The sequence below is a fragment of the Fuerstiella marisgermanici genome (genome assembly GCF_001983935.1).
Classification (GTDB): domain Bacteria; phylum Planctomycetota; class Planctomycetia; order Planctomycetales; family Planctomycetaceae; genus Fuerstiella; species Fuerstiella marisgermanici.
This window is the reverse complement of record NZ_CP017641.1, coordinates 6,138,743-6,161,063: the sequence shown is the minus strand read 5'-3', so window position 1 is coordinate 6,161,063 and position 22,321 is coordinate 6,138,743. Positions and strand designations below refer to the sequence as shown.

Annotated in this window: 14 protein-coding genes and 1 tRNA gene; 10 read left to right on the top strand and 5 right to left on the bottom strand. The window is 56.0% G+C overall.

The annotated features are described in order from the left end of the window. Positions 1-7: 7 nt before the first annotated feature. Positions 8-2,233, bottom strand: coding sequence for an NADP-dependent isocitrate dehydrogenase (locus Fuma_RS23110; RefSeq protein WP_077026200.1), 2,226 nt, complete (start codon positions 2,231-2,233; stop codon positions 8-10). 125 nt (positions 2,234-2,358) lie between these two features. On the opposite strand from Fuma_RS23110, the gene lpxK reads away from it, so the two are divergent. From lpxK to Fuma_RS23080, 6 genes are all read left to right on the top strand, one after another. Continuing rightward, on the top strand, positions 2,359-3,414 hold the full coding sequence (lpxK, locus tag Fuma_RS23105) for a tetraacyldisaccharide 4'-kinase (RefSeq protein ID WP_077026199.1): 1,056 nt from the start codon (positions 2,359-2,361) through the stop codon (positions 3,412-3,414). 220 nt (positions 3,415-3,634) lie between these two features. Beyond that, positions 3,635-5,044 (top strand): magnesium chelatase ATPase subunit I, encoded by a 1,410-nt coding sequence (locus Fuma_RS23100; protein WP_077026198.1) that lies wholly within the window; start codon positions 3,635-3,637, stop codon positions 5,042-5,044. Between the two features lie 123 nt (positions 5,045-5,167). After that, on the top strand, positions 5,168-5,572 hold the full coding sequence (locus tag Fuma_RS23095) for a hypothetical protein (protein WP_077026197.1): 405 nt from the start codon (positions 5,168-5,170) through the stop codon (positions 5,570-5,572). Between the two features lie 185 nt (positions 5,573-5,757). Beyond that, complete coding sequence (recQ, locus tag Fuma_RS23090; RefSeq protein WP_077026196.1) at positions 5,758-8,001, top strand: DNA helicase RecQ; 2,244 nt, start codon at positions 5,758-5,760, stop codon at positions 7,999-8,001. A gap of 86 nt (positions 8,002-8,087) precedes the next feature. Continuing rightward, complete coding sequence (locus Fuma_RS23085; protein ID WP_145944325.1) at positions 8,088-10,577, top strand: CehA/McbA family metallohydrolase; 2,490 nt, start codon at positions 8,088-8,090, stop codon at positions 10,575-10,577. A 94-nt stretch (positions 10,578-10,671) separates the two neighbouring features. Continuing rightward, on the top strand, positions 10,672-11,517 hold the full coding sequence (locus tag Fuma_RS23080) for a hypothetical protein (RefSeq protein ID WP_077026194.1): 846 nt from the start codon (positions 10,672-10,674) through the stop codon (positions 11,515-11,517). Positions 11,518-11,572: 55 nt separating this feature from the next. Here the strand turns inward: Fuma_RS23080 and Fuma_RS23075 are convergent, their stop codons facing one another. Next, complete coding sequence (locus Fuma_RS23075) at positions 11,573-14,593, bottom strand: PQQ-dependent sugar dehydrogenase (RefSeq protein WP_077026193.1); 3,021 nt, start codon at positions 14,591-14,593, stop codon at positions 11,573-11,575. 327 nt (positions 14,594-14,920) lie between these two features. Here Fuma_RS23075 and Fuma_RS23070 point away from each other — a divergent pair, with 327 nt between their 5' ends. After that, positions 14,921-15,550, top strand: a complete 630-nt coding sequence (locus Fuma_RS23070) for a CPBP family intramembrane glutamic endopeptidase (RefSeq protein ID WP_158521106.1) — start codon at positions 14,921-14,923, stop codon at positions 15,548-15,550. A gap of 162 nt (positions 15,551-15,712) precedes the next feature. Here Fuma_RS23070 and Fuma_RS23065 read toward each other — a convergent pair whose 3' ends face one another. After that, the gene (locus tag Fuma_RS23065) at positions 15,713-16,627 is read right to left on the bottom strand and encodes a leucine-rich repeat domain-containing protein (RefSeq protein WP_077026192.1); all 915 of its coding nucleotides are present in this window, start codon (positions 16,625-16,627) and stop codon (positions 15,713-15,715) included. A gap of 217 nt (positions 16,628-16,844) precedes the next feature. Here Fuma_RS23065 and Fuma_RS23060 point away from each other — a divergent pair, with 217 nt between their 5' ends. From Fuma_RS23060 to Fuma_RS23050, 3 genes are all read left to right on the top strand, one after another. Then, entirely contained in the window at positions 16,845-17,354 is a 510-nt protein-coding gene (locus Fuma_RS23060) for an NUDIX hydrolase (RefSeq protein WP_077026191.1), read from the top strand. Next, positions 17,351-17,704: a translation initiation factor gene (locus tag Fuma_RS23055; RefSeq protein WP_077026190.1), complete on the top strand. Its 354-nt coding sequence runs from the start codon at positions 17,351-17,353 to the stop codon at positions 17,702-17,704. The genes Fuma_RS23060 and Fuma_RS23055 overlap by 4 nt, the downstream gene beginning before the upstream one ends. A gap of 132 nt (positions 17,705-17,836) precedes the next feature. After that, positions 17,837-17,910, top strand: a tRNA-Arg gene (locus tag Fuma_RS23050). A gap of 567 nt (positions 17,911-18,477) precedes the next feature. On the opposite strand, the gene Fuma_RS23040 is transcribed toward Fuma_RS23050, so the two are convergent. Both Fuma_RS23040 and tnpA read right to left on the bottom strand, forming a co-directional pair. Then, positions 18,478-21,342 (bottom strand): type I restriction endonuclease subunit R, encoded by a 2,865-nt coding sequence (locus Fuma_RS23040; protein WP_218922267.1) that lies wholly within the window; start codon positions 21,340-21,342, stop codon positions 18,478-18,480. 176 nt (positions 21,343-21,518) lie between these two features. Further along, positions 21,519-21,971, bottom strand: coding sequence for an IS200/IS605 family transposase (gene tnpA / locus Fuma_RS23035; protein ID WP_077026188.1), 453 nt, complete (start codon positions 21,969-21,971; stop codon positions 21,519-21,521). Positions 21,972-22,321 lie beyond the last annotated feature (350 nt).

Here is a 22,321-nt window from a genome sequence, read left to right as displayed (position 1 = left end):
AAATGTTTCACTTGACGTTCAAGGCTCCATTTAACGTTGCACTCGGTCGCATCGCCGCACACACTTTCTCTTCCTCCGGCAGGTAGTAGCCGCCGATGTCGACAGGTGATCCCTGGGCAGCGTTCAGTTCGGCGACGATCTTGTCTTCGTTATCCGCCAGCGTCTTCGCCACACCTGCAAACTCAGATGCCAGTTCAGTATCCGACGTCTGATTTGCAAGCGCTTCAGCCCAGTACAAGGCCAGATAGAAGTGGCTGCCTCGGTTATCGAGTTCGTTCACTTTCCGAGATGGCGATTTGTTTTCTGTCAGGTAGCGTCCGTTTGCTTCGTCTAACGCGGCCGCCACGACCTTTAGTTTGGTGTTGTTGGTCTTTTCTGATTTGTCTTCCAGCGATACTGCCAGAGCCAGAAATTCTCCGAGGCTATCCCATCTCAGGTGGCCTTCTTCGACAAACTGTTCCACGTGCTTAGGAGCCGATCCTCCGGCTCCGGTTTCGAACAAACCACCACCAGCCAACAGAGGAACGATCGACAGCATCTTCGCACTGGTACCGAGTTCCAGGATTGGAAACAGGTCGGTCAGATAGTCTCGCAACACGTTGCCCGTCACCGAAATCGTGTCCAGGCCATCTTTGCACCGCTGGCAGCTTAACTTTGTAGCTTCCACTGGCGACAGAATGCGGATGTCGAGTCCGTCGGTGTCGTGCTCAGGCAGGTACTGGTTGACCTTGGCAATCAGCGACGCATCGTGAGCTCGATTTTCGTCCAACCAGAAGATCGTCATGTTGCCGGTCGCGCGAGCTCGATTGACGGCCAGCTTCACCCAGTCTCGAATCGGCGCATCTTTGGTCTGGCACATCCGCCAGATGTCACCGGGTTGAACATCGTGCTCCATCAACACGTTGCCGCTGCTGTCGACAACCTGCACCTTGCCCGCAGCGGGAATTTCAAACGTCTTGTCGTGAGAACCATATTCTTCTGCTTTTTGAGCCATCAATCCGACGTTGGCCACATTTCCCATGGTCGTGACATCGAAGGCGCCGTTCTGTTTGCAAAAGTCAATGGTCGCCTGATACACGCCCGCATAGCAGCGGTCGGGGATGATGGCTTTCATGTCGTGCAACTTGCCATCCGGCCCCCACATCTGGCCTGACGTACGAATAGCGGCGGGCATCGAAGCGTCAATAATCACATCACTGGGCACGTGCAGGTTGGTGATACCTTTGTCGGAATTCACCATCGCCAGTTTGGGCTGCTTTGCGTAGCAGGCGTCGAGATCCGCCTTGATTTCGGTTTGCTTGTCGGCAGGAAGTTCGTCCAGTTTGGCGTACAGGTCGCCGATGCCGTTGTTGGGATCGAAGCCGATCTGTTCCAACTCTGAGGCGTGTTTGGTCAACACATCGGCGAAGAAAACGCTGACGGCGTGCCCGAAGATGATTGGGTCAGAGACCTTCATCATTGTCGCCTTCATGTGCAGAGACAACAGCACATCTTTGTTTTTGGCGTCGGCGATTTCCTGCTTCAGAAAGTCTCGCAATGCCGTGCAGCTTAACCGTGAGCCATCGATGACTTCGCCTTCCTGCAGCGTCAGGCCTTCCTTCAACACCGTCTTGGTTCCGTCATCCGCGACGAGTTCAATCTTCACGTCGCCCGCAGCGGGCATGGTGACTGACTTTTCGCTGCCGAAGAAGTCGTCGCCAGGCATTGAGGCCACATGTGACTTTGAATCGCTGCTCCATTCCCCCATCGAATGAGGGTGCTGCTTCGCGTACTGCTTCACGGGCGCGGCGACGCGGCGATCGCTGTTGCCTTCTCGCAGCACAGGATTCACAGCACTGCCGAGCACCTTGGCGTAGCGAGCTCTCACGTCTTTTTCGGCGTCCGTTTTTGGCTCTTCCGGGAAGTCAGGAATCCTGTAGCCTTTGCCCTGCAGCTCTTCGATGGCTTCGACCAATTGAGGGATCGACGCGCTGATGTTGGGCAGTTTGATGATGTTGGCGGCAGGTGTTTTCGCCAGATCGCCCAGCTCGCTAAGTGTGTCGCATTGTTTCTGGTCGTCCGTTAGATTCTCAGGGAAGTTCGCCAGAATGCGACCGGCCAACGAAATATCCTTCAGTTCAACATCGACGCCGGAAGATTTTGTGAAGGCTCGAATAATCGGCAGCAGCGAACGTGTTGCCAGAGCAGGAGCTTCGTCGGTGAGCGTGTAGGCGATCGTGTTTTCGTTAGACATGAGTATCGGTGGTTGGTTGGTGATTGAGAGGATTTCGCGACTGGGGCGAGCCCGAACGGCGAGTAACAGATACGCGAGTTATATCGAATGAGAAACAGGGATACCACGCGGACGAACCTTGATTGATGTCGGAAGAAAGCTTCAAACAATTGATCAGTGGGAAATCGCGAGGGGTGATGGCGAGCGTCGCTCGCGGCATGCTTCACTGCCTGTCGATGCCTTACAGTGGCGTGATGTGTCTGCGAAATGCCGCGTTCGATATCGGTCTCAAAAAAGACACCCGCGTTGCCGTGCCTGTGATCAGCATTGGGAATCTGACGACCGGCGGGACGGGCAAGACGCCGATTGTGGCGACGGTGGTGAAGCTGCTGCAGGAACTCGGCCAGCGGCCAGGCATCGTCAGCCGCGGCTACCGCGCCGACGCAAGCGGTGAGAACGACGAGAAACGAGTGCTGGCTCAGCTGTGTCCGGACGTTTCTCACGAGCAGAACCCGGACCGCGTTGCGGCGGCTCAGAAGCTGATCGACACCGCGAGTGTCACCGCCATTGTGCTGGACGACGCCTTTCAGCATCGCCGTATCCACCGTGATCTGAACATCGTACTGATCGACGCCACTAATCCGTTCGGCTACGGACACCTGTTGCCGCGGGGGCTGCTGCGCGAACCGCTAAGCGGATTGAAGCGGGCGGATGTTGTGCTGATCACGCGAGCTGATTCGGCGTCTGAGAACACGCTGTCAGAGATTGCCGCAACGGTGATCGAACAGAACCCGTCGCTGGCTCAGAAGATTTTTCGAGTTTCGTTCCGCCCAACTGGCTTACTGTCGAACGCCGGCGCACGACCTCTTAGTCACGTTGAGGACAAACCCGTCACGGTCATGACGGCGATCGGCAATCCCGGGGCGTTTGTCAACACCTGTCGCCAGATCGGGGCGGACGTCGTCACGTCGATGTTCTTTCCCGATCACCACCACTACACCGAAGCCGATCTGCAGAGTGCTCGCCAGCATGCGGAGGCGGCCGGAGCGCCTTTGATTCTGACGACGCTTAAGGATCTGGTGAAAATTCCCGACGCCAATGACGACATTTGCGCGGTGCAGATCGCGACGGCGTTCGAATCTGAGAAGGCTCAACAACTTTTCCGTGACCACTTGGCGGCGGCGGTCAACGAGAAAATATGACAGCCGTCCACAGCACGGACTAATGTTTGAGATCGTCAATCAGTTGCGTTCACGCGCTGGCAGACCTCAGACGCCAAACGTGGACTTGGGCTGGAACTCGCAAGCAACGCAGAAACATCCGTGACGGATCGGAGTGGACGACTATGATATGGTGCGACGTCCGCCTGGACCTGTTTTGCTATCAGTTTCATTTGCATTCCCATTCTGATCCCAATCATCCATGACCACCCCCACCAATCTTGCCGAACTCAAAGCCAGCGGCTGGCAGTCGAAAACCGTCAAGCAGGAGATTCAGGCGAATTTCCTGAAGGCCCTGGCCGACGGCGACGACTTGTTTCCCGGCATTCTGGGCTACGAAAACACGGTTATCCCCGAAATCAGCCTGGCACTGCTGGCAGGCCATGACATGCTGTTTCTGGGCGAAAAAGGTCAGGGCAAAAGTCGCCTCATGCGACAGATGTCTCGCTTTCTTGACGAAGCCATTCCGTATCTCGATCTGCCCGGTTGTCCCGTTCACGAAGACCCGCTGAAACCCATCACGACGATGGCCAAAGACCATCTGTCTATGACGGCGGATGAGGATGTCAAAATTAAATGGTGGTCGCGCGAAGATCGCTATGCTGAACGTTTGGCTCCTGGCACGAAGTTCGCGGACATCGTTGGCGAAATCGATCCCGCGAAGCTGGCAGCCGGAGCCAGCATGTCCACAGAGGACGCCCTGCACTTTGGCCTGATTCCTCGCATGCATCGCGGCCTGTTCGCGATGAACGAACTTCCGGAACTGGATGAACTGGTGCAGGTCGGACTGTTCAACATTCTGGAAGAACGCGACGTGCAGATTCGCGGTTTTCCCATTCAGTTCGACATCGACGTGATGATCCTGTTCTCAGCGAACCCATCGACGTACAACCGCAGCGGCAAGGTGATCCCTCAGCTGAAGGACCGCATCGGCAGCATCGTGCACACTCATTACCCCGAAGAGCGGCACATGGGTATTCAGATCATGGAACAGGAATGCGAAATTCCGCTGGATGGCGAGTACCCAGTGGTTGTGCCGTTCTTCATGAAACAGATTGTGGAAGAAATGAGTCGCTGTGCTCGCCAGAGTCGCTACATCGATCAGGCGTCCGGCGTGAGTGCTCGATTCAGCATCGCCAACTATGCAACTCTGATCGCAAGCGCGCGCCGTCGCGGAGCTGTGCTTAAAGAAACTCCGGCGGTCCCTCGGATCAGCGATTTAGGACACTTGTACTCGTCATCGCTGGGCAAGCTGGAAGTCGATTTGATGAGCAGTCATCAGATGAGCGAGCGTCAGGTACTGGATTCCGTGATGGTCGAAGCCATCAAAAATATCTTCGGAGAATATGTGGAAATGCATGGTCTGGAAGAGATCAGCCAGATCTTTTCCAAGGGCGTCAAGATCGAAGTCGGCGATATGCTGCCCAGCGAACACTATGAGACGCTGCTAAAACGCGTGCCGCCGATCTGGGATAAAGCCTTCGAGCTGAACGCCTCAGAAAGTGCGGCTGTGCGGGCATCGTGTGTGGAATTTGTGCTGGCCGGGCTGCACGCGACCGATCGCATCAGCCGAGCTCAACGGCATGGCGTCGTGACTTATAACGTCGATTGAGTAGTCTCCGCAAAATGGCCGAAAAACCGCATAAAGTCGTTTGAATGACTTCCCTGGGGTGGGCACGATGGTCGTCAAACATGCAAGTGGGCCGCTCACCTTTCTATGCTGGAGATTTCCCTCATGTCAAATCGTCCAATCCGTCGTTTCGTCGCTCCACTGCTGGCACTTTCTGTCACCGCCGGAACGTTGACAGCAGTCGCTCAGACGAAAAAATCGTCCTCTTCAAAGTCAAAAACTGTGGCCGCGAAGAAAGACAGTTCGCCCTATCACCGCCTGCCTGCGTACTACGGTCAGCTAAAGTTGAAGCCGGAACAGCGCGAAGAAGTCTATAAGATTAAAGACGAATACGGCCCCAAAATCGACAAGTTGGAGAAGGAGCTTGAGGAACTGAAAGAGGCGCAGGATGAAGAAATCAAAGACGTCCTGACTCGCACGCAAGTCACCGCGCTGAATAAGCTGGTGGCTGCTGCATCAGCGAAGTCAAAGTCGTCCGGCAAGTCCACAAGCTCATCACGAAAGAAGTAGCGAATTCTGGTTCGTTCGACGCAAAGATTCCGCAGCCCAGCTCTTCAAGAGCTGGGCTTTTTCATTATTCTGCCAAGAGTCACCGGCTGCCAGCCCCTCACCACTCACTGCGACCACTGTTCGGTTATACTTTGTCGCTAGCGAATTCGCTCGAGTATTAAGGGCCCTAAACAGCAGGCACATCAGTGACGGAGCAGACTGACAACGAGACCGTTGCCGTGGCGGACGCCGCCGACGACCATGCCGAACAACTTCTTGCTGCTATCAAGCAGTATTGGGGTTACGATTCGTTTCGGCCGCTGCAGCGAGAAGCCATGTTGGGAGCCATGGAAGGTCGTGACTGTCTGACGGTGTTGCCGACCGGGGGCGGAAAGTCGTTGTGTTATCAGGCTCCAGCGGTTTGTCGAGACGGCATGGCAGTCGTCGTCAGTCCGCTGATCGCGCTCATGAAAGACCAGGTCGACGCGTTAACAGAATGCGGAATCCCAGCCGCCTTCGTAAACAGCAGCCTGACAGCTCAGGAACGACTGGACGTCGCCAACCGGGTACGTTCCGGCGAACTCAAAATGCTGTTCGCCGCGCCGGAACGTCTTGTTCAGCCGCGCACGATCGAATTTCTGCGTGAGGCCAACGTCAGCTTTATCGCCATCGACGAAGCTCATTGCATCAGCAACTGGGGCCACGATTTTCGACCGGAGTATCGAAAGCTGAATTGCCTGCGCGAGGCGTTCCCGGAAGCGTCGATTCATGCCTTCACTGCGACAGCCACCGAACAGGTGCGGCAGGACATCGTCGATCAGCTAGACCTGCGCGACGCCGAAGTTTTGGTTGGCAGCTTCGACCGGCCGAACCTGCTGTACCGAGTTGAACGGCGATCTGATGCGATGTCTCAGATACGTCAGGTCATCGATCGGCATCCTAATGAATCGGGAATTGTGTACTGCATCAGTCGCTCGAACGTGGAAGACACAGCCGCCACGCTGAAGACATTCGGCTACAAGGCATTGCCGTATCACGCGGGGTTGGAAGCTGAACAACGGCGAGCTCACCAGGAAGCGTTCATCGACGAAAAGGTCGACATCATCGTCGCCACGGTGGCGTTCGGAATGGGGATCGATAAGAGCAACGTTCGCTACGTGATTCATGCAGAAATGCCGCGCAGCATCGAAGCGTATCAGCAGGAAAGTGGACGAGCTGGGCGTGACGGGCTGGAAGCGGAGTGTTACCTGATCTATTCCGGCCGCGATATCAACACGTGGGAATTTCTGATTAACCAGTCAGACAACGAAGACAACCGCAAGGCTTCCTTCGCCGCGCTGGGCGGGATGGAACGTTTCTGCTCCAGCGTGACGTGTCGGCATCAGCAACTGGTCGGACACTTCGGCCAGACGCTGGATCACACCACTGGCTGTGGAGCCTGCGATGTGTGTCTGAACGAAGTCGAGACTGTCGACGACGCACTGGTGACAGCTCAGAAAATTATCAGCAGCGTGTATCGGCAGGAACAACGCTTCGGAGCCGACTATACGGCTCAGGTGCTGCGAGGATCACGCAACAAAAAAGTACGGCACAACAAGCACGATCAGTTAAGCACTTATGGCCTGTTGAAGCACGAATCCGAAGCCGTGGTTCGCGGCTGGATTGATCAGTTGTTATCGCAGGGGTTCCTGAAACGATCGGGCGAACATTCGGTCATCGTCATCACCGAAGAAGGCAATCGCGTGCTGAAGGGCGACGTCACGCCGTCGCTCGCTCGACCCAAAACCCGTCAGACTGTGCAGTCTGCCGCCGACAAATGGGAGGGTGTGGATCGCGGCCTGTTCGACGCATTGCGCCAAACGCGAATGGACATCGCCGATCAGCGAGGCGTGCCGCCGTATGTGATCTTTGGCGACATGACACTGCGAGAACTGGCTCGCTATCGGCCGACCAGCGTTGATGTGCTGTTGAAGATCTATGGCATCGGCCAGCTAAAACTCGAAGAATTTGGCGCCGCATTTGTCGCGAGGATTGCTGAGTACAGTGTGGAACACAGTCTGGAAACGGACCTGACGATTCCGGCGGCTCGTCCGGGCACGACGGTGACGAACGTTGCTAAGCCAGCGAAGCCGAAAGTGTCGGCAAAGTCCGGGCAGTATTTTGACCTCTTCGCTCAGGGTCTGACCCGCGACGAAGTGGCCTTGCAACTGGATCGAGCGACCAGCACCGTGACCGGGCATCTGGCGAGTTACATCCGCCTGCGAAAATGCGACGATGCGGCTCGCTGGATCCCCGCCGACATCGTTGCCCGAGTTGACAAAGTAATCGACGATATTGGCGGTGACCGTCTAAAGCCGATCTTTGAAGCCCTCGAAGAATCCGTCAGTTATGACGACATCCGCATCGTCTCGACTTGCCGAGCCGTGCGTCAGGAGAATGCGGACGAGTAGTGTTGGCCTGCCATGCCATAGGATTGTTGGCGAGGCTATGATGGACCCCGGATTTCTTTTTGCTGTCACTGCAGGAATCAGGCATCATGCGAACTTGTGTTCAAATTTTTCTCGCCCTGACTGTCGCTGTCTGTGGCATTGTTTCAGGTGATGAGGTTCCTCGGCCGCGGGTGGCCACTCAGCCGCTGGCAGCAAACGTCGCTCGATTGATGGACGCATTTGTCTACCTTGGAACTCCGCTGCCGGAAGCCACTTCAACGGCACTGAAGGCTGCCATCAAAGAAGGCGATCAACGGAAGCTGCAGGAGACGCTCGATCGTCACGCGCTGTTTGTCGTGTCCATCAATCCGGAACTACGGGTGAAGGTGCAGCGCGGTCCCGGTGATTCCATTCTTCAGCAGGGTGGCTTCACGCCAGTGTTGGTCAAGGTACTGAACGACGCAACAGTGACCCGCCGCTTAAAGATCGGTAGTCCTCAGGCCGGCGCCGTTTATGCAGGAGCGGCCTCTTCCACTCTGAAGCGGCAGGCTCAAACGGAACTGAACATCAACGAAAACGAAGAAAGCGAGCGGCGGTTTCTTGATGTAGAAATGTTTGATCAGTCGCCAATGACGCCGCAGTTGTCCGGTCTGAGCGTGGAATACGCCATCGCGTTGATTCACAGTAGTGACGCGGGGCAACGAGAAGCGACGATTGTATTCGATATCGGCCAGGGGACTCAGGATCTTGGATTCCGCAGCGAGGTGCCCGTGTTGTTCAGCATCAAACCGGCCGTTGCCGTCAAGTTGAAGATTACCGACTTTGATGGTACGCCCACGACAGCTCGGTTGGAATTTCGCGACAAAGACGACCGTATCTATCCACCGCAGGCCAAGAGGCTGGCTCCTGACTTTTTCTTTCAGACACACATCTATCGTGCCGATGGAGACACAGTGTTGCTTCCGCCCGGTGAGTTCACTTTGACGTCGTGTCGCGGGCCAGAGTATCGTCGGCGAACTCAAAAGGTTTCAGTTTCGGAAAGTGGCACAACTGTTGATGTTCGGCTCGAACGCTGGGTCAACCCTCAGGAGTTTGGGTTCTATTCCGGCGACCACCACATTCACGCGGCCGGGTGTTCGCACTATGACAATCCCACCCAAGGCGTGTCGCCTCAGGACATGTTCGCGCAGGTCAAAGGCGAAGGGCTGAACGTTGGCTGCGTGCTAACCTGGGGGCCGTGTTTCGATCACCAGCGAAACTACTTTTCACCGATCGCCGCCACGATCAGTGAAGCCAGCACCGTCCTGAAGTATGACCTCGAAATCAGCGGCTTCGGTTCTGCGGCCCTTGGGCATGTCTGTCTTCTGAATCTGAAGGATCAGACTTATCCCGGATCAGACGGAACAGCGGAAAAGGGCTGGCCAACCTGGACGGTGCCCGTCATGCGATGGGCAAAAGACCAGGGCGGAGTCACCGGCTATCCTCATTCGGCACTGCACGTGGATCCTCGTTTGGCCGCCGAATGGCAGATCCGAAAGTTCGACAAAGACGGCGATCAAAAGCTGTCTGCCGACGAAGCATCCGACGTTTTGCTGGCGGAACCGTTCGACACGACGGACGACAACAACGACGGTGCCTTAACGACGGAAGAGCTTCGGAACAGCGCCAATCGCGCGGCGGACAAACTTCCCAATTACGCATTGCCGTCATTAAACGGTGGCGGAGCGATGGAGATTTTTGTCAGCACAAGCGAAGGCGTTTGCGATTTCATCAGCGCGATGGACACGGCCCGAATTCCGGAATGGAACACGTGGTACCATCTGATGAATTGCGGCTACGCGCTGAAACTTAGCGGTGAAACAGACTTTCCCTGCATGAGTAGTCTGCGAGTCGGACAGGGCCGCGTGTACGTGCAGTTAGGGAATGTTGACAGGGTTGATTTTCCAACCTGGTGCAAAGGCGTCGCGGCCGGGCAGTCATATGTATCGGACGGATTTGCGCACGCATTGCGATATCGCGTGAACGGTCAGGCACCGGGACCGCAATCCGTTTCTTTAGACGAATCGAAAACCGTCAAGGTACAAACAACGGTTGCGTTTGCTCCGGAGCAACCGAAGGCCGTCGCCTACGGAACTCTCATGCCATCGGCCGGTCCAAGAATGGCGGGCGACACCGTCAACCTTCACGCCGAACGCAATACGGGCTTTGTGAAGGGCGGGCAACGACTGGTGGAAGTGATCAAGAACGGCGAAGTCGTCGCGTCTGCCAATGTGGAAGCGGACGGGGAGCCTCATGACCTGGAATTCGATATTGCAGTTGACCAAAGCAGTTGGATTGCCGTCCGACAATTCCCGCAGCTGCACACGAATCCCGTAAACGTCATCGTCAATCGCCAACCAATTCGATGCAGTCACCGCAGTGCGCTCTGGTGTGCCGAATCCGTGCGTCTACTGTGGAACAATCGTCGACGCTTCATCGCAAAGGAAGAACAACCCGCCGCGAAACTCGCCTACGCCGCCGCTTTAAGAAAGTATTTCGACATCGCTGATCAGGCGATCGACAGCGGCAAAAAATTCCCTCGCTTCGATCTCGAGTGAGCAACATTGTTGTGCCCTCCGGTTAGTTGCCGGTTCCGCGTCTGAAACTGATAATGCGCCCAGCGGTCTGCACCATTTACGGGGAGGTCCGGTTATGAAAACGAAACTCGCACTGCTTTCTTTGCTCTTCTTCGGTGCCGGCCTGATGCTGGCGGACGAGGAACAAGAGAACAAGAATGCGATCATCGAACACATCGCCAGCGAGATTTGTCACGAGTTGACCAGAGTTCTGGCCGCCCACCGCGCTGTGGAGGTTGACGACATGCAGCGTGTGTTCGATCTGAATGCTGCGGAAACCCGACGGTTGAAACTAGCCGCACGCGGCGCGGCCGAGCAGTACAGCAAGGCGGCACTTGAATCCATTGAACAGGGGATTGTCAGAAGGATGCCGCCAGTTCCCGAACAGTATACGTTCCGGGTCAACGAGAAGACCGTCACTGGTCCGGGACAGGAGGAGAGTGCGCCGTTTGTTACGTTTACGGTATGTGAGAGACCGACCGGATTCTGGCTTGAGACGAGGTCAGGTCCCCGTAACCGCGGCGGAGGTTCGTACTATGACCTGAGTGGCGACGCCGAAGGGAGACCAGGACCATCGAATCTCAGCAAGCAACCCTTGTGGCGAAAGACACTCGACGACACATTGACGGCCGAACAGCAGATGGAATATAGCGGCCATCGCGAACGACGACTAAAACGTGCCGTTGTATCCTCGATGGTGGCTGCACTTTCCTATGAATTGCTCCTATCTGATGAACAGGATCGAGAGTTAGAACTCTGGCTTGCACCTCAACTGCAGAAGCTACAAGGGGAGTGGGGAGTTGTGTTAAATACAGCAATTCAGTTGAATCGCTTGCCCGCAAACGCGCCTGAGTTCTTAAGCGATACGCAACGCGAATTGTGGACGAAGTTATCGGCAGACGCTTCGGCGGACCAGTGGTAGGGCTCCGGTTGAGTTCGCGCACCGGCTGCCGAGCGTCTCAAGGCGTTTCCGCAGATTACGGCTGTACGTCTGTCGTTGGCGACACTAGATAACTCAACAAATCCGCGATCTGTTCGTCGCTCAGATCGTTCAACAGTCGGTCCGGCATTAGTGACGTGGTTTGTTGGATGAGTTCTTCCAGATCTTCGCGTGGAATTTGCACGTCGTCACCCTTCGCATTCCGCAGCGCCACCTTCGTGTCTGTGCGTTCGGTCAGCAAGCCGGAATGCACCTGACCTTCGGTTGTGAGTGCCGTCCATGCGGCGAATTTGGGGTCGATCTTTTTTGATGGTTCCAGAATCGATGTCAGGATCTCGTGCGGCTTCAGGCGTTTGCCGACGTCGTCCAGTGCTGGGCCGATTTGGCCGCCCTGTTGGCCGATCCGGTGACAGGTAATGCACTGATTGCGTTTGTCGGCAAATAACGTGGCTCCGCGTGCGGCGTCGCCGTTGATCGCCAGTAGCATTTCCGGATCGAGTTGCCGGTTCAGTTGCTGACGATACTCAAACGGTTGAAAGCGAGTGAACAGATTGCGAATTTCCGGCGGCGCCTCGCGAGCCTTCACCAGCCAGCGCTCTCGATCTGTGGCTGACAATGATCCGTCATCCAGTTCGGCCACCAATTCCAAAGCGGCAGACGTCGACGCCAGTGACGGTGCGATTTCTGAAGCGGAGTCTTCATCCATTGAGGCGATCCATTTCCGCAGCAGCTTCACGCCTTCCACGTCCACTTCGCGGGAACCGATATGAGGCATGCGGCCGCGACCACAGCAGGCGGTTCGATACAGCAGCACGGACTTCGACGGCTGACCGGCCGCCACGATCGCGCCACCTGCGATTTGAAACACGCCTTGCATCGGCGTTGCGCCGACGGTCTTCATGTCGTCCAGTTTGGGAATGTGTCGCAGGTCGATGGTCGCCGTGCCGCCCGCTCCGTTTTGGTGACAGTGAGAGCAGTTGACCGACAGGTACGCTCGCGCGCGAGCCGCCACGTCCGCTGTTTCGTCCGTCGGATCGGTGATCGGTGGCCACGCAGCGGCCAGACGTTCGCTGTCGTTCAAAATGTCGCCGGAAAGCAGGCCCGCAGTTTTCAGGCGTTCAATTTGATTGGATGTGGAACCGTGATCGTCGCGGACATCCAATTGCGGAATCGTGAACGCCAGCGGGCCGCCCGCCCAGGTGTTGTGGCACCTCATGCATTCGCTGCGAGAATGTACCGTCCAGCGGCGGTGCTGAGGGAAGTCGCCCAGTTCAGCCAGCGAAAGTTCGACACCGGCCGCCGGAGCCAGTTGTGCGTCCGTTTGCTCCGCGTTCCAGACATAGCTGTAGCCGTTCCACGCTGTGCCATCAAAGTGCAGCACCTGAGTTTCCACAAGCACGTCGCTGCCGGATTCGTCCGACACGGCGATGTTTTGAGCCAGCACGGAATCGTCCGGAAAGTGCATGTTTTCGAGTCGAATGCTGTCGGCCTGACGGCGAGGTGCGGGCAACACTTCAATCGCTTCATCATGCGCCAGCCCCAGCCAACGGTCTGTTGCGGTCGCTCCGTCTCGCCACATGTCCGCGTTGATTTTAAAAGGAACCAGCCCGGCGGCTGGCGTCTTCGTTTTTATGTCGGCAAAGAGTCCCGTTTCACTCAACCGCTTCGGAAATGAAGTCGGCTCACCTGCCTGCTCATTACGCTGTAGTTCGTAGACGGTGCCTTCGCTGAAATGCAGCAGCAACAGTTCACCTTCTGAATCTTCTCCGAACGCTACGATGCGGACCGACGGCGATACAAGGTCGGTGAGGTTCTCAAGCGTATCCGCGCGCCCGTCGTCGTGCGGTGTGATTGTTGCCGCCCAGATGCGGCGAGTCTCATAGTCGCCGAAGATGTACTTGCCGCGCAGTTCAGGAAACTTTGTCCCTTGATAAACAAACCCGCCGGTGATCGAAGCGCCTTCTGTGTGAGAGTACGCAACGGCTGGTGGCAGGATGGGCGTTGGGCCTCGTTTGGCATCGGGGATGACGGACTGCGGGCCCTCCATGACGCTCCACCCGTAGTTGCCGCCGGGCTTCACGTTGTAAATCATTTCATACATTTCCCAACCGACATCGCCGACCCACAACTGCCCGTCCGGTCCGAAATTCATCTTCCACGGATTGCGAAATCCGTACGCCCAGATTTCTGGCAACGCTTCTTCTCTGGAATAAGTCAATGCACTCGCGACGTCTGCATCCGCCTTCGATGAAGGTGCGTTCCTTGAAGCAGTCGACGTGTTCGCTGCAAACGGGTTGTCCGGTGGAATGCGATACAGCGGCCCGTCGTCCGTCGGATTCACGTCAATGCGCAGCACGGTCGATAGCACGTTGGTCACGTCCTGACCGGCTCGACGCGGATCCGGCGGATTCGGTACGTCCGCATCGCCCGCCGAAACATAAAGATACCCGTCCGGTCCGAAGCAAAGGCACGCACCGTTGTGGCCGCCTTCGGCCCACGCAATCAGCACCTTTTCGCTGGAAACGTTGCAACGTGGAACACCGTTGTCATCGAAGGTCACGTGAAAGCGAGACAGACGAGTTCCATCTTCCAAGTGAGTTCCGCGTTGGCCGTCGACCATCGTATAAGTCAGCCAGCACACGGGCACCTTCGGATAGTCCGGATGAAACGCCAGTCCGTATGCCGTGTTGACGCGAGCGGCAGTCGGATGCGGCGACAACTGCTTGAACACGTCCTTCAGGTCCACAAACAAATCGCCGGCTTCGACGTCGGGTTCGTCGCATAAAGAAAACACTTTCGCATCACGAGTGATGACCCACAGTCGCTGCTTTGCGGGATCGAGTTCAATGTACAGCGGTTGATCAAATTTTAACTTCGGATATCGCAACACCTGCTTTAGCGGCGGCGGCGGTTCGGGTGATCCTGTGATTTTGGACGTCGTCCACAGTGGCCGTTGAACGGCTTCGTCTGCCAGCGATGTCCTCGCCACGAAGACTGCCAATAAAGGCAGCACCAACAACGCCACAGGGCCGAGATAGACAGGTCGATTCGCTGGCATGGTTGAGGGTTTCCTGAACGAATGGCATAGGATCGTTTTGACGGCGATCGCTAGAGCAGTTTACCTTTTGTCGCGGACGATTCGGGCTCGTGGCAAACAGCATTGATAGTACGAAACGCTTGTTCCGCGGCCACAAGTCAGCGGAACACGCTGTAACGATACCCACCGTCGAATCGACATGCCACTATTGCTGCGGTGACGGCAGGTTGTCGGTGTGGCATCAGGCTGTTTCCTGGCCCTTCGCGCGAATGCCAGGTTTCTCGGGCGACACGACGACTACAATTCGCTTCAATGCAGTCACACGCCTCTGAACTTAAATTGCCAACGATGCCCGACGAAATCCCTCAACCGGAACCGATGACGGTTTCACAGTTCCTGATCAGCGCCGGGCTGTTCGAAGGCGGCCTGCTGGTCGTCGCCATTTTGGTTGGCTGGCTGATCGGCATTCCTCCGACGGGCGAACTGACATGGTCGCTGCACGATTTCGGACTGGGCCTGCTGGCAACGATTCCCATGCTGTTGCTGCTGGCCGCTGCATGGTTATCCAACAGTAACGGCCTTCAACAGATTCGAAAGTTCCTGCGAGACATGCTGGGACCGCTACTGGAAAAGTGTCGCTTTATCGACATCGTGTTCCTCGCGCTGTTGGCGGGTGTCTGCGAAGAGGTGCTGTTTCGAGGCTTGTTGTACCAGTGGGGCAAGGCGTGGAATCCAACGTTGGCGATCGTTGTCATGAACGTTCTGTTCGGCCTGGCTCACGCTGTCACGCCGATGTACGCGTGGCTGGCCGGGTTGGTTGGACTGTACCTGACCGCATTAATGTCGGCCGATCCGACGCCCAACCTGCTGATCCCCATGACCGCTCACGCTACTTACGACCTTTTCGCATTCCAGCTGGTGCTGTGGGACTATCGTCGACACCAGCGGGCGACGGAGGACGAAGCCGCCGAGCACTAAACGCAGGCCGGATTGAGCACACCACATCACGCCATTGCCGGAACGGCGGTTGCTCGTTGCAGGAAGTTCGGTCACCGTCAGAGCTAAACCCTGCGGTCGAACCAACGTGAAATGCTGACACAGCACCAGCTTTGCGGCTGACGCTCGACGTCTTCGACGTTATCAGATTTCCGCGCGGCAGCGAGGCAACGCGTTCTTCAAACTTCGCAGTCCGTCGGGCGTGACTTTTGTTTCTGCCAGACAAAGTGTGCCGAGGTGCTTCAGCTTCTTCAGCTTCGGGATTCCCTTGTCGGTGATGTCGCAATTTCGCAGGCTGAGTGTTTCCAGTTCAACCAGCGGAACCAGGTGAGCCAGGCCTTTGTCGGTCACGGCGGTTTCGTTCAGTTCCAACCACTGCAGATCGGGCATCTTTTCAAGATAGACCAGCCCATCGTCGGTGACGCCGGTTCCTCGCAGCCAGAGACGGCAAAGATTTTTCAGCCCCTTCAGCTGTTTCAGCCCTTCGTCCGTGATGTTGGCATTGTCACGCAGAAGCAGCACTTCCAGCTTTTTCAGCTTCTTCAGGTGAGCCAATCCCGCATCTGTGATTTCGGTGCCGCTTAAACCAATCGCGGTTAGTTGAGTCAGTGCGGCGAGGTGTTCCAGGCCCTTGTCTGAGACGCTGGTGTTGGCGAGATACAGTTCCTGCAGCCCGGTCAGCTTTTTCAGATGAGCCAGGCCCGTGTCCGTGACTTTGCCCTTCGAAAGGACCAGCACCTGCAGTCCGGTCAACGTTTTCAAGTGAGCCAGGCCACTGTCGGTCACCATGGTGCCGGTCAGGGTGAGGTGCTTGAGGTTCTTGACTTTTTTGAGCTGAGCGAGCCCGACGTCTGTAACTTTGGTGCCGTTCAGGTTAACTTCCCGCAGGTCTTCCAGAGCGGGAACGTGCTCCATTTCCGGGTCGCCGAATTTGGCCCCTGTAAAGGTGAGCTTGGTGATCCGCCCGCCTAGACCGGTGCCCAGTGAGCCTCCCGTGTCTTTGAGTGCTGACTTGGCAATGTCCGCCTTCGAGGCACTAACTGCAGCTTCGTCGCCCATTTCTCAGACCTCAATTTTGCTCAAAATCGCTCGAAAAACGCTATTTTACCCGATATTCCCGCAATTCTCAACGCGCGGCCCCTTTTAGGCCACGGAATCACGTAAGGCGTTGCAAATCTGTCTGCTACTCAGGTCTGACGGGCCGCTTTCCTCGCAGCCCGGCTTCTCACACACATCAAACGTCACCACCGACCGGATTCGCTCGGAAAACCAAACTATGGCCGCCGCTACGGAAGAATTTTTCGATGTTGTCGACGAATTCGATGTCCCCATCGAACGTATGTCGCGCAGTGAAGTGCATCGCCAGGGACTGCGACATCGAGCCGTTCACATCTTTCTGTTTCGCACTGACGGGCGAATTCTGATCCATCTGCGAACGGCCACAAAGGAAGAGTTTCCTTCCGTCTGGACGTCATCGGCATCGGGCCATGTGTCCGCCGGCGAATCGTACTCGACCGCCGCAGAACGCGAGCTGCTTGAAGAACTGGGCGTCTCGGCATCGCTTGCGCACGTTGCGAAGTTCGACGCCTGTGCGGCAACCTCCAACGAATTCACTGAGTTGTACGAGGCCCGTTCTGATGCGGATATCGCGGTCGATTCCTCAGAAATTGCCGACATAAAGTGGGTCACATTGGAGGAAGCGCGGGCTCGCGTTGAAGCGGCCCCGGACGAATTTTCGCCCGCTTTCCGATTGTTGTTTGCCGCGTATCTGAGGACTCATCCATGACGCGACTATTCGCTGGCACTCCCTTCGACCGCCCGCCGCACTGCGACGTTTGCGATGAACTCGAAGAAAACTGCACCTGCCCGCCACCGCCTCCCGAAGCCCCGTTTCGGATCGCTCCCGACAAACAAACGGCTCGTCTGGCAATCGAAAAACGCAAGCGAGGAAAAACGGTCACCGTGATTCGCGACCTGCCAGCCGTTGGTAACGACTTGCCATCGCTGCTGGCAACGCTGAAGAGCAAGTGCGGTGCCGGAGGAAGCCTGCACGATGAACATATTGAAATTCAGGGCAATCAGCTGGAAGCCGTGCGCGCGGAGCTTCAGAAAATAGGGTACAAAGTCAAGGGGTAATCGCGGGTGCCCTGCCCTCCGGAATCTGTCAACAATCGGAACCAGAATCGGCCTGTTGTGTCTGTTCAAAAGCGAACGTCTGCTAAACTCACACGCTGCCGGCCACGATGGCCCGCGTCGTCAACACTCAATGCCCCGATAGCTCAACTGGATAGAGCAGCCGCCTTCTAAGCGGCAGGTTGCAGGTTCGAGTCCTGCTCGGGGTACTCTTCGCCAGCGTTTGACTAGCAAGAATACTGCCTTCCAGCGTTTTCTGCGGTTTTGAAGTTGCCACCTGTGTTGCCACTTTTCGAAGTCGCCATGGCGTTGAATGCTTCGATGTCGTTATTGGTGTGCTGAACGTAGTTTTGTCGCTGAACCTTGACGCTGTGGCTGACCCAACTTGCCACCAGATCTGTCCGTGCAACTTCCTTGAGCCACTGGGGTTCACACGATGGCCGCAGGTTCTGAAACAGCTTTGCCCACGGAACCTCAAGCCGCTTCGATGATCTTTTTGAGCGGTTTGTCCAGGTTGTTGTTGGATGTCGAAAACCGTGTGATGTTCGGCAGATCCGCTGGAAGACTGCGCTTGCCCGCTGGAAGTGCTTCCTGAATTGCGTCTTCCAGATATGTCCGAATGTCCCTGATCGGAACGTCTTACATTTCATAGCCTTTATGGTGCCGAGTCCTGGTGATCGGCATACGGTCAGGAGACCGCGATTCCCGTCGGTGATCAAGCCAGCCAGTAGCCGCGTCGAGATCGTACTGACCACGAACCGGATGTTCTTTCAAATTCACGCCACGATCCCGCGAATGAACGTTGCCACGAAATCCATGATGCGGTCCAGCACGCGCCTTCGAGTCGGGCCACGTTCTGCCAGCTTCAATGGGCGGATGATCAGGTCGACGATGTCCGGGTCGGGTAGTGGTTCCTGGCCGGTGTAGACGTAGCGGTCGATCACCTTTTTCAGCTTGTCCGCGTCCAGTTGCTCTTCTTTGCATAGCCGGTCAAAGGCCGATTGCCGTTCCTGTTCCCAGAAGTCCTCGAAGCAGTCTGGAATCTCGGCCGCGTTGGTGATGTCCGGCATTGTGCTGTCGATGAACTTTTCGATCAGTTCGCGCTTGGTTCGCAGTTCGATGTCGCCCGCGACGGTGTCCAGAATCAGCGATCGCAGTTTCTGCTGTTCCGGTTCGTCGGCGTCGTACAACTGAGCCAGCAAGGTCAGGATGTACTGCACGTTGATGATGTCGCGGTGAATCAGTTCCAGTTCGAAGTCGACGTCATCCAGAATCGACGCCTTTTCCTTCTGAGTGTCCGTCTTCACCTTGTCGTACAGGTCCAGATAGGCACTGCGATAGTCGGCAAAACGCTGAGCCGTCAAAGCCAGATCTTCGTCGGTGAATTCCGAGAACGATTCCAGAATGTTCCGCAGTCGCATCAGTTCGCGGAAGATCTTCACGAACTTCAGTTCCGCTTCTTCGTCCGGCAAATCTTTGACGCTGTCCACGGTTGGCGTGAGAGCCAAAAGTTCCACCACCGCTTCGTTGAATTTCTTCACATAGTCTTCGTAGGGCGGAACAAAGATGTCTTCTTTGGCCTGCTTGTTACTAAACAGCGCGATGGCATCGTCCGTGGCTTTCTTCAGGTTGCGGAACACCACGATGTTCCCCTGACTCTTGACTTCATTCAGAATGCGATTGGTCCGGGAATACGCCTGAATCAGCCCGTGATATTTCAGGTTCTTGTCCACGTACAGCGTGTTCAGCGGCTTGCTGTCGAAGCCCGTCAGAAACATGTTCACCACGAGCAGAACATCGACCTTCCTGTCTTTGACCTTTTTGGCCAGGTCCTGATAGTAGTTGTAGAACGACTGCGTGTCCTTTGTGGAAAAGTTGGTGCCGAACATCGCGTTGTAATCGGCGATGAAGCCGTCCAGCTTGTCTCGAGTGTGCGGGTTGCCGCCTTCCCCGCCGACGATTTCGGCATCGCCGTCCAGATTGCCGTCGGCATCGGGGTCTTCTTCGTTGGACGTATAGCTGAAGATCGTGGCCACCTTCAGTTTGTGTTTGCCTTCGGCCTTTTTCCGGGCGAACAGTTCGTAGTATTTGATCAGCACGTCCACAGAACTCACGCACATCATCGCGGTGAATTCTTTGTTGCGAGTCTTCACAGCATGGCGGTCGATGATGTAGTCGGCGATCTTTTCCAGCCGGTCCAGCGATTCCAGCACTTCTTTGGTGTCGATGTCTTCGACTTTGATGTCCAGCTTTGTGGGGTTGCCGTCTTTCTGCTTGTACTTGCCGACGTATTCCACCGCGAACTTCAGCACGTTTTCGTCTTTGATCGCATCGGTGATCACGTAGGAATGCAGTTGCTGGTGGAACAGATGTTTGGTGGTGTGTTTCTTTCCGTCTTTGGCGACCGCGTTGTCTGCAAAGATCGGTGTTCCGGTGAAGCCGAACATCTGGTGATTGCGAAAGAACGCACAGATGCGTTGATGAGTGTCCCCGAACTGGCTGCGATGGCATTCGTCAAAGATGAAGATAATCCGCTCGTCCTGCAGGCGGCTCATCTGCTGCAGATAGGCCGGTTTGCTGATGGCGGTGTTCAGCTTCTGCAGAGTTGTCACAATCAGCTTGGTATCCACGTCAGCAAACTGGCTGACCAGCGTCTTTGTGTTGTTGGTGCTGTCGACGCTGCCTTTGCTGAAGCCGTTGAATTCCCGGATGGTCTGGTAGTCCAGATCCTTGCGGTCGACGCAGAAGACGACTTTGTGAACGTCAGGCAGGCCGGTCATGATCTGAGCCGCCTTGAACGATGTCAGAGTCTTACCCGAACCGGTGGTGTGCCAGATGTACCCGTTTGCGTCGGCTTCTGGTGGGTTTTGGACGCGATCGACAATGGCTTCGGTGGCGTAGTATTGGTACGGCCGCAGCACCATCAGAATCTTGTCGGTCTGGTTCAGCACGATGTACTTGCCGATCATCGTGCCAATGTGTTGCCGGTTCAGAAACGCGTCCGCAAACGGCGTCAGTTCGCGAATGGTGGTGTTGTCTTTGGCGGCCCAGTAGAACGTCTGCTTGAAAGACTGCTTGCGAGCGTTCGCGTAGTACTTGGTATTCACTCCGTTGCTGATCACAAACAGCTGGACAAAGTGAAACAGCCCGTGACCGCTCCAGAAGGTGTGTTTCTGGTAACGCTGAATCTGGTTGAAGGCTTCCTTCATTTCCAGCCCGCGTCGTTTGAGTTCGATCTGCACCAGAGGCAGGCCGTTGATCAGAATGGTGACGTCGTAGCGGTTTTTGTAGCTGCCTTCCATGGTGACCTGCTGAGTCACCTGAAAGCGATTGCGGAGCGGATTGGTGGAATCGAAGAATTCCAGGTAAACGGTGTCGCCGTCGTCTTTGGTCAGCTTCATCCGGTCGCGAAGAATGCCCGCCTTGTTGAAGACTCCGGACTTTCGGTTCAGGTGATGCAGCACCCTGGTGAATTCGGCGTCCGTCAGAGTCACATCGTTGAACAGCTGCACCTGCGTCTTCAGGTTGGCCAGCATGGACGCTTCATCCGTGACGGCAACCTTGTCGTAGCCCGCAGCGATCAGCTGAGCGACAAGGTTGTCTTCAAGAATTTGTTCGGACTGAGTCATCTGTAACGACATGTCTTGCGGATTGTTTAGTGGATGCTCAGCCCCAACGGGACGCCCCAACGCTGAATGGAACAACGCTGGATGGAGCAACGTTACGAGCGTTCAGTCCCAAAGGGACGGCCCAACGTAGCCCGGGGCATCGCCCCGCGTTTGCAATGGCGAAAAACGAGAAGCCCTGAAAGGGCGACCTAATCCCACACATAGCGTTCATCGTATTGAATGTTGTGCTTCATCAAAAACGCTTGGTATTCTTCCTGAAATGATTTCACACGATGATGCTCTTCCTGTCGACGGATGTAGCTCTCAACCTTCGGCACGTTGGATTCGCTGACAGAAAACCCACCGTATCCCGCCTGCCACGCAAAAGCGGCCAACTGGGGTGACTGCGTCTTAATCCATTTTGAAGACGACTTCTTTACGTCTTCCACAACCTGAGCCAGCGTGACCGTGCGACTCATTGTGAAAAGAATGTGCACATGGTCTTGTACCGAGTTAATCAGCATGGCGGGGGAATTCAGATTGGCCAAAACGGTGGCCATGTAGGCGTGCAGATCGGGGCGAACGTCGTCGGTTAGAAACGGGAAGCGATCTTTCGTTGAGAAGATCAGGTGAATGTACAGATTGGCCAGAGATTGTGGCATGGCGGCGTTTGGAGTTAGGTCGCCCTTTCAGGGCTACGTGTTGGTTCGGGGATCGTAACCCAGGGCGATGCCCTGGGCTACGTTAGGTTGCCCCTTTGGGGCGTCATGCCGCGAATAAATTCGCGACCACCGCGAACGCCGTGGGATTGCAACGCCCGCAAAAACCAAGCACCAACGGTGCGGCCCAACGTAACCCACGGCATCGCCGTGGGATCGCAACACCCCAAAAACCCAGCACCAACGGTGCGGCCCAACGTAGCCCAGGGCATCGCCCTGGGTTTGCGGATTCGAAACATTTCGAGCCCTGCAGGGGCGATCTAACGGAATTCGGTCGCCCTTTCAGGGCTCTG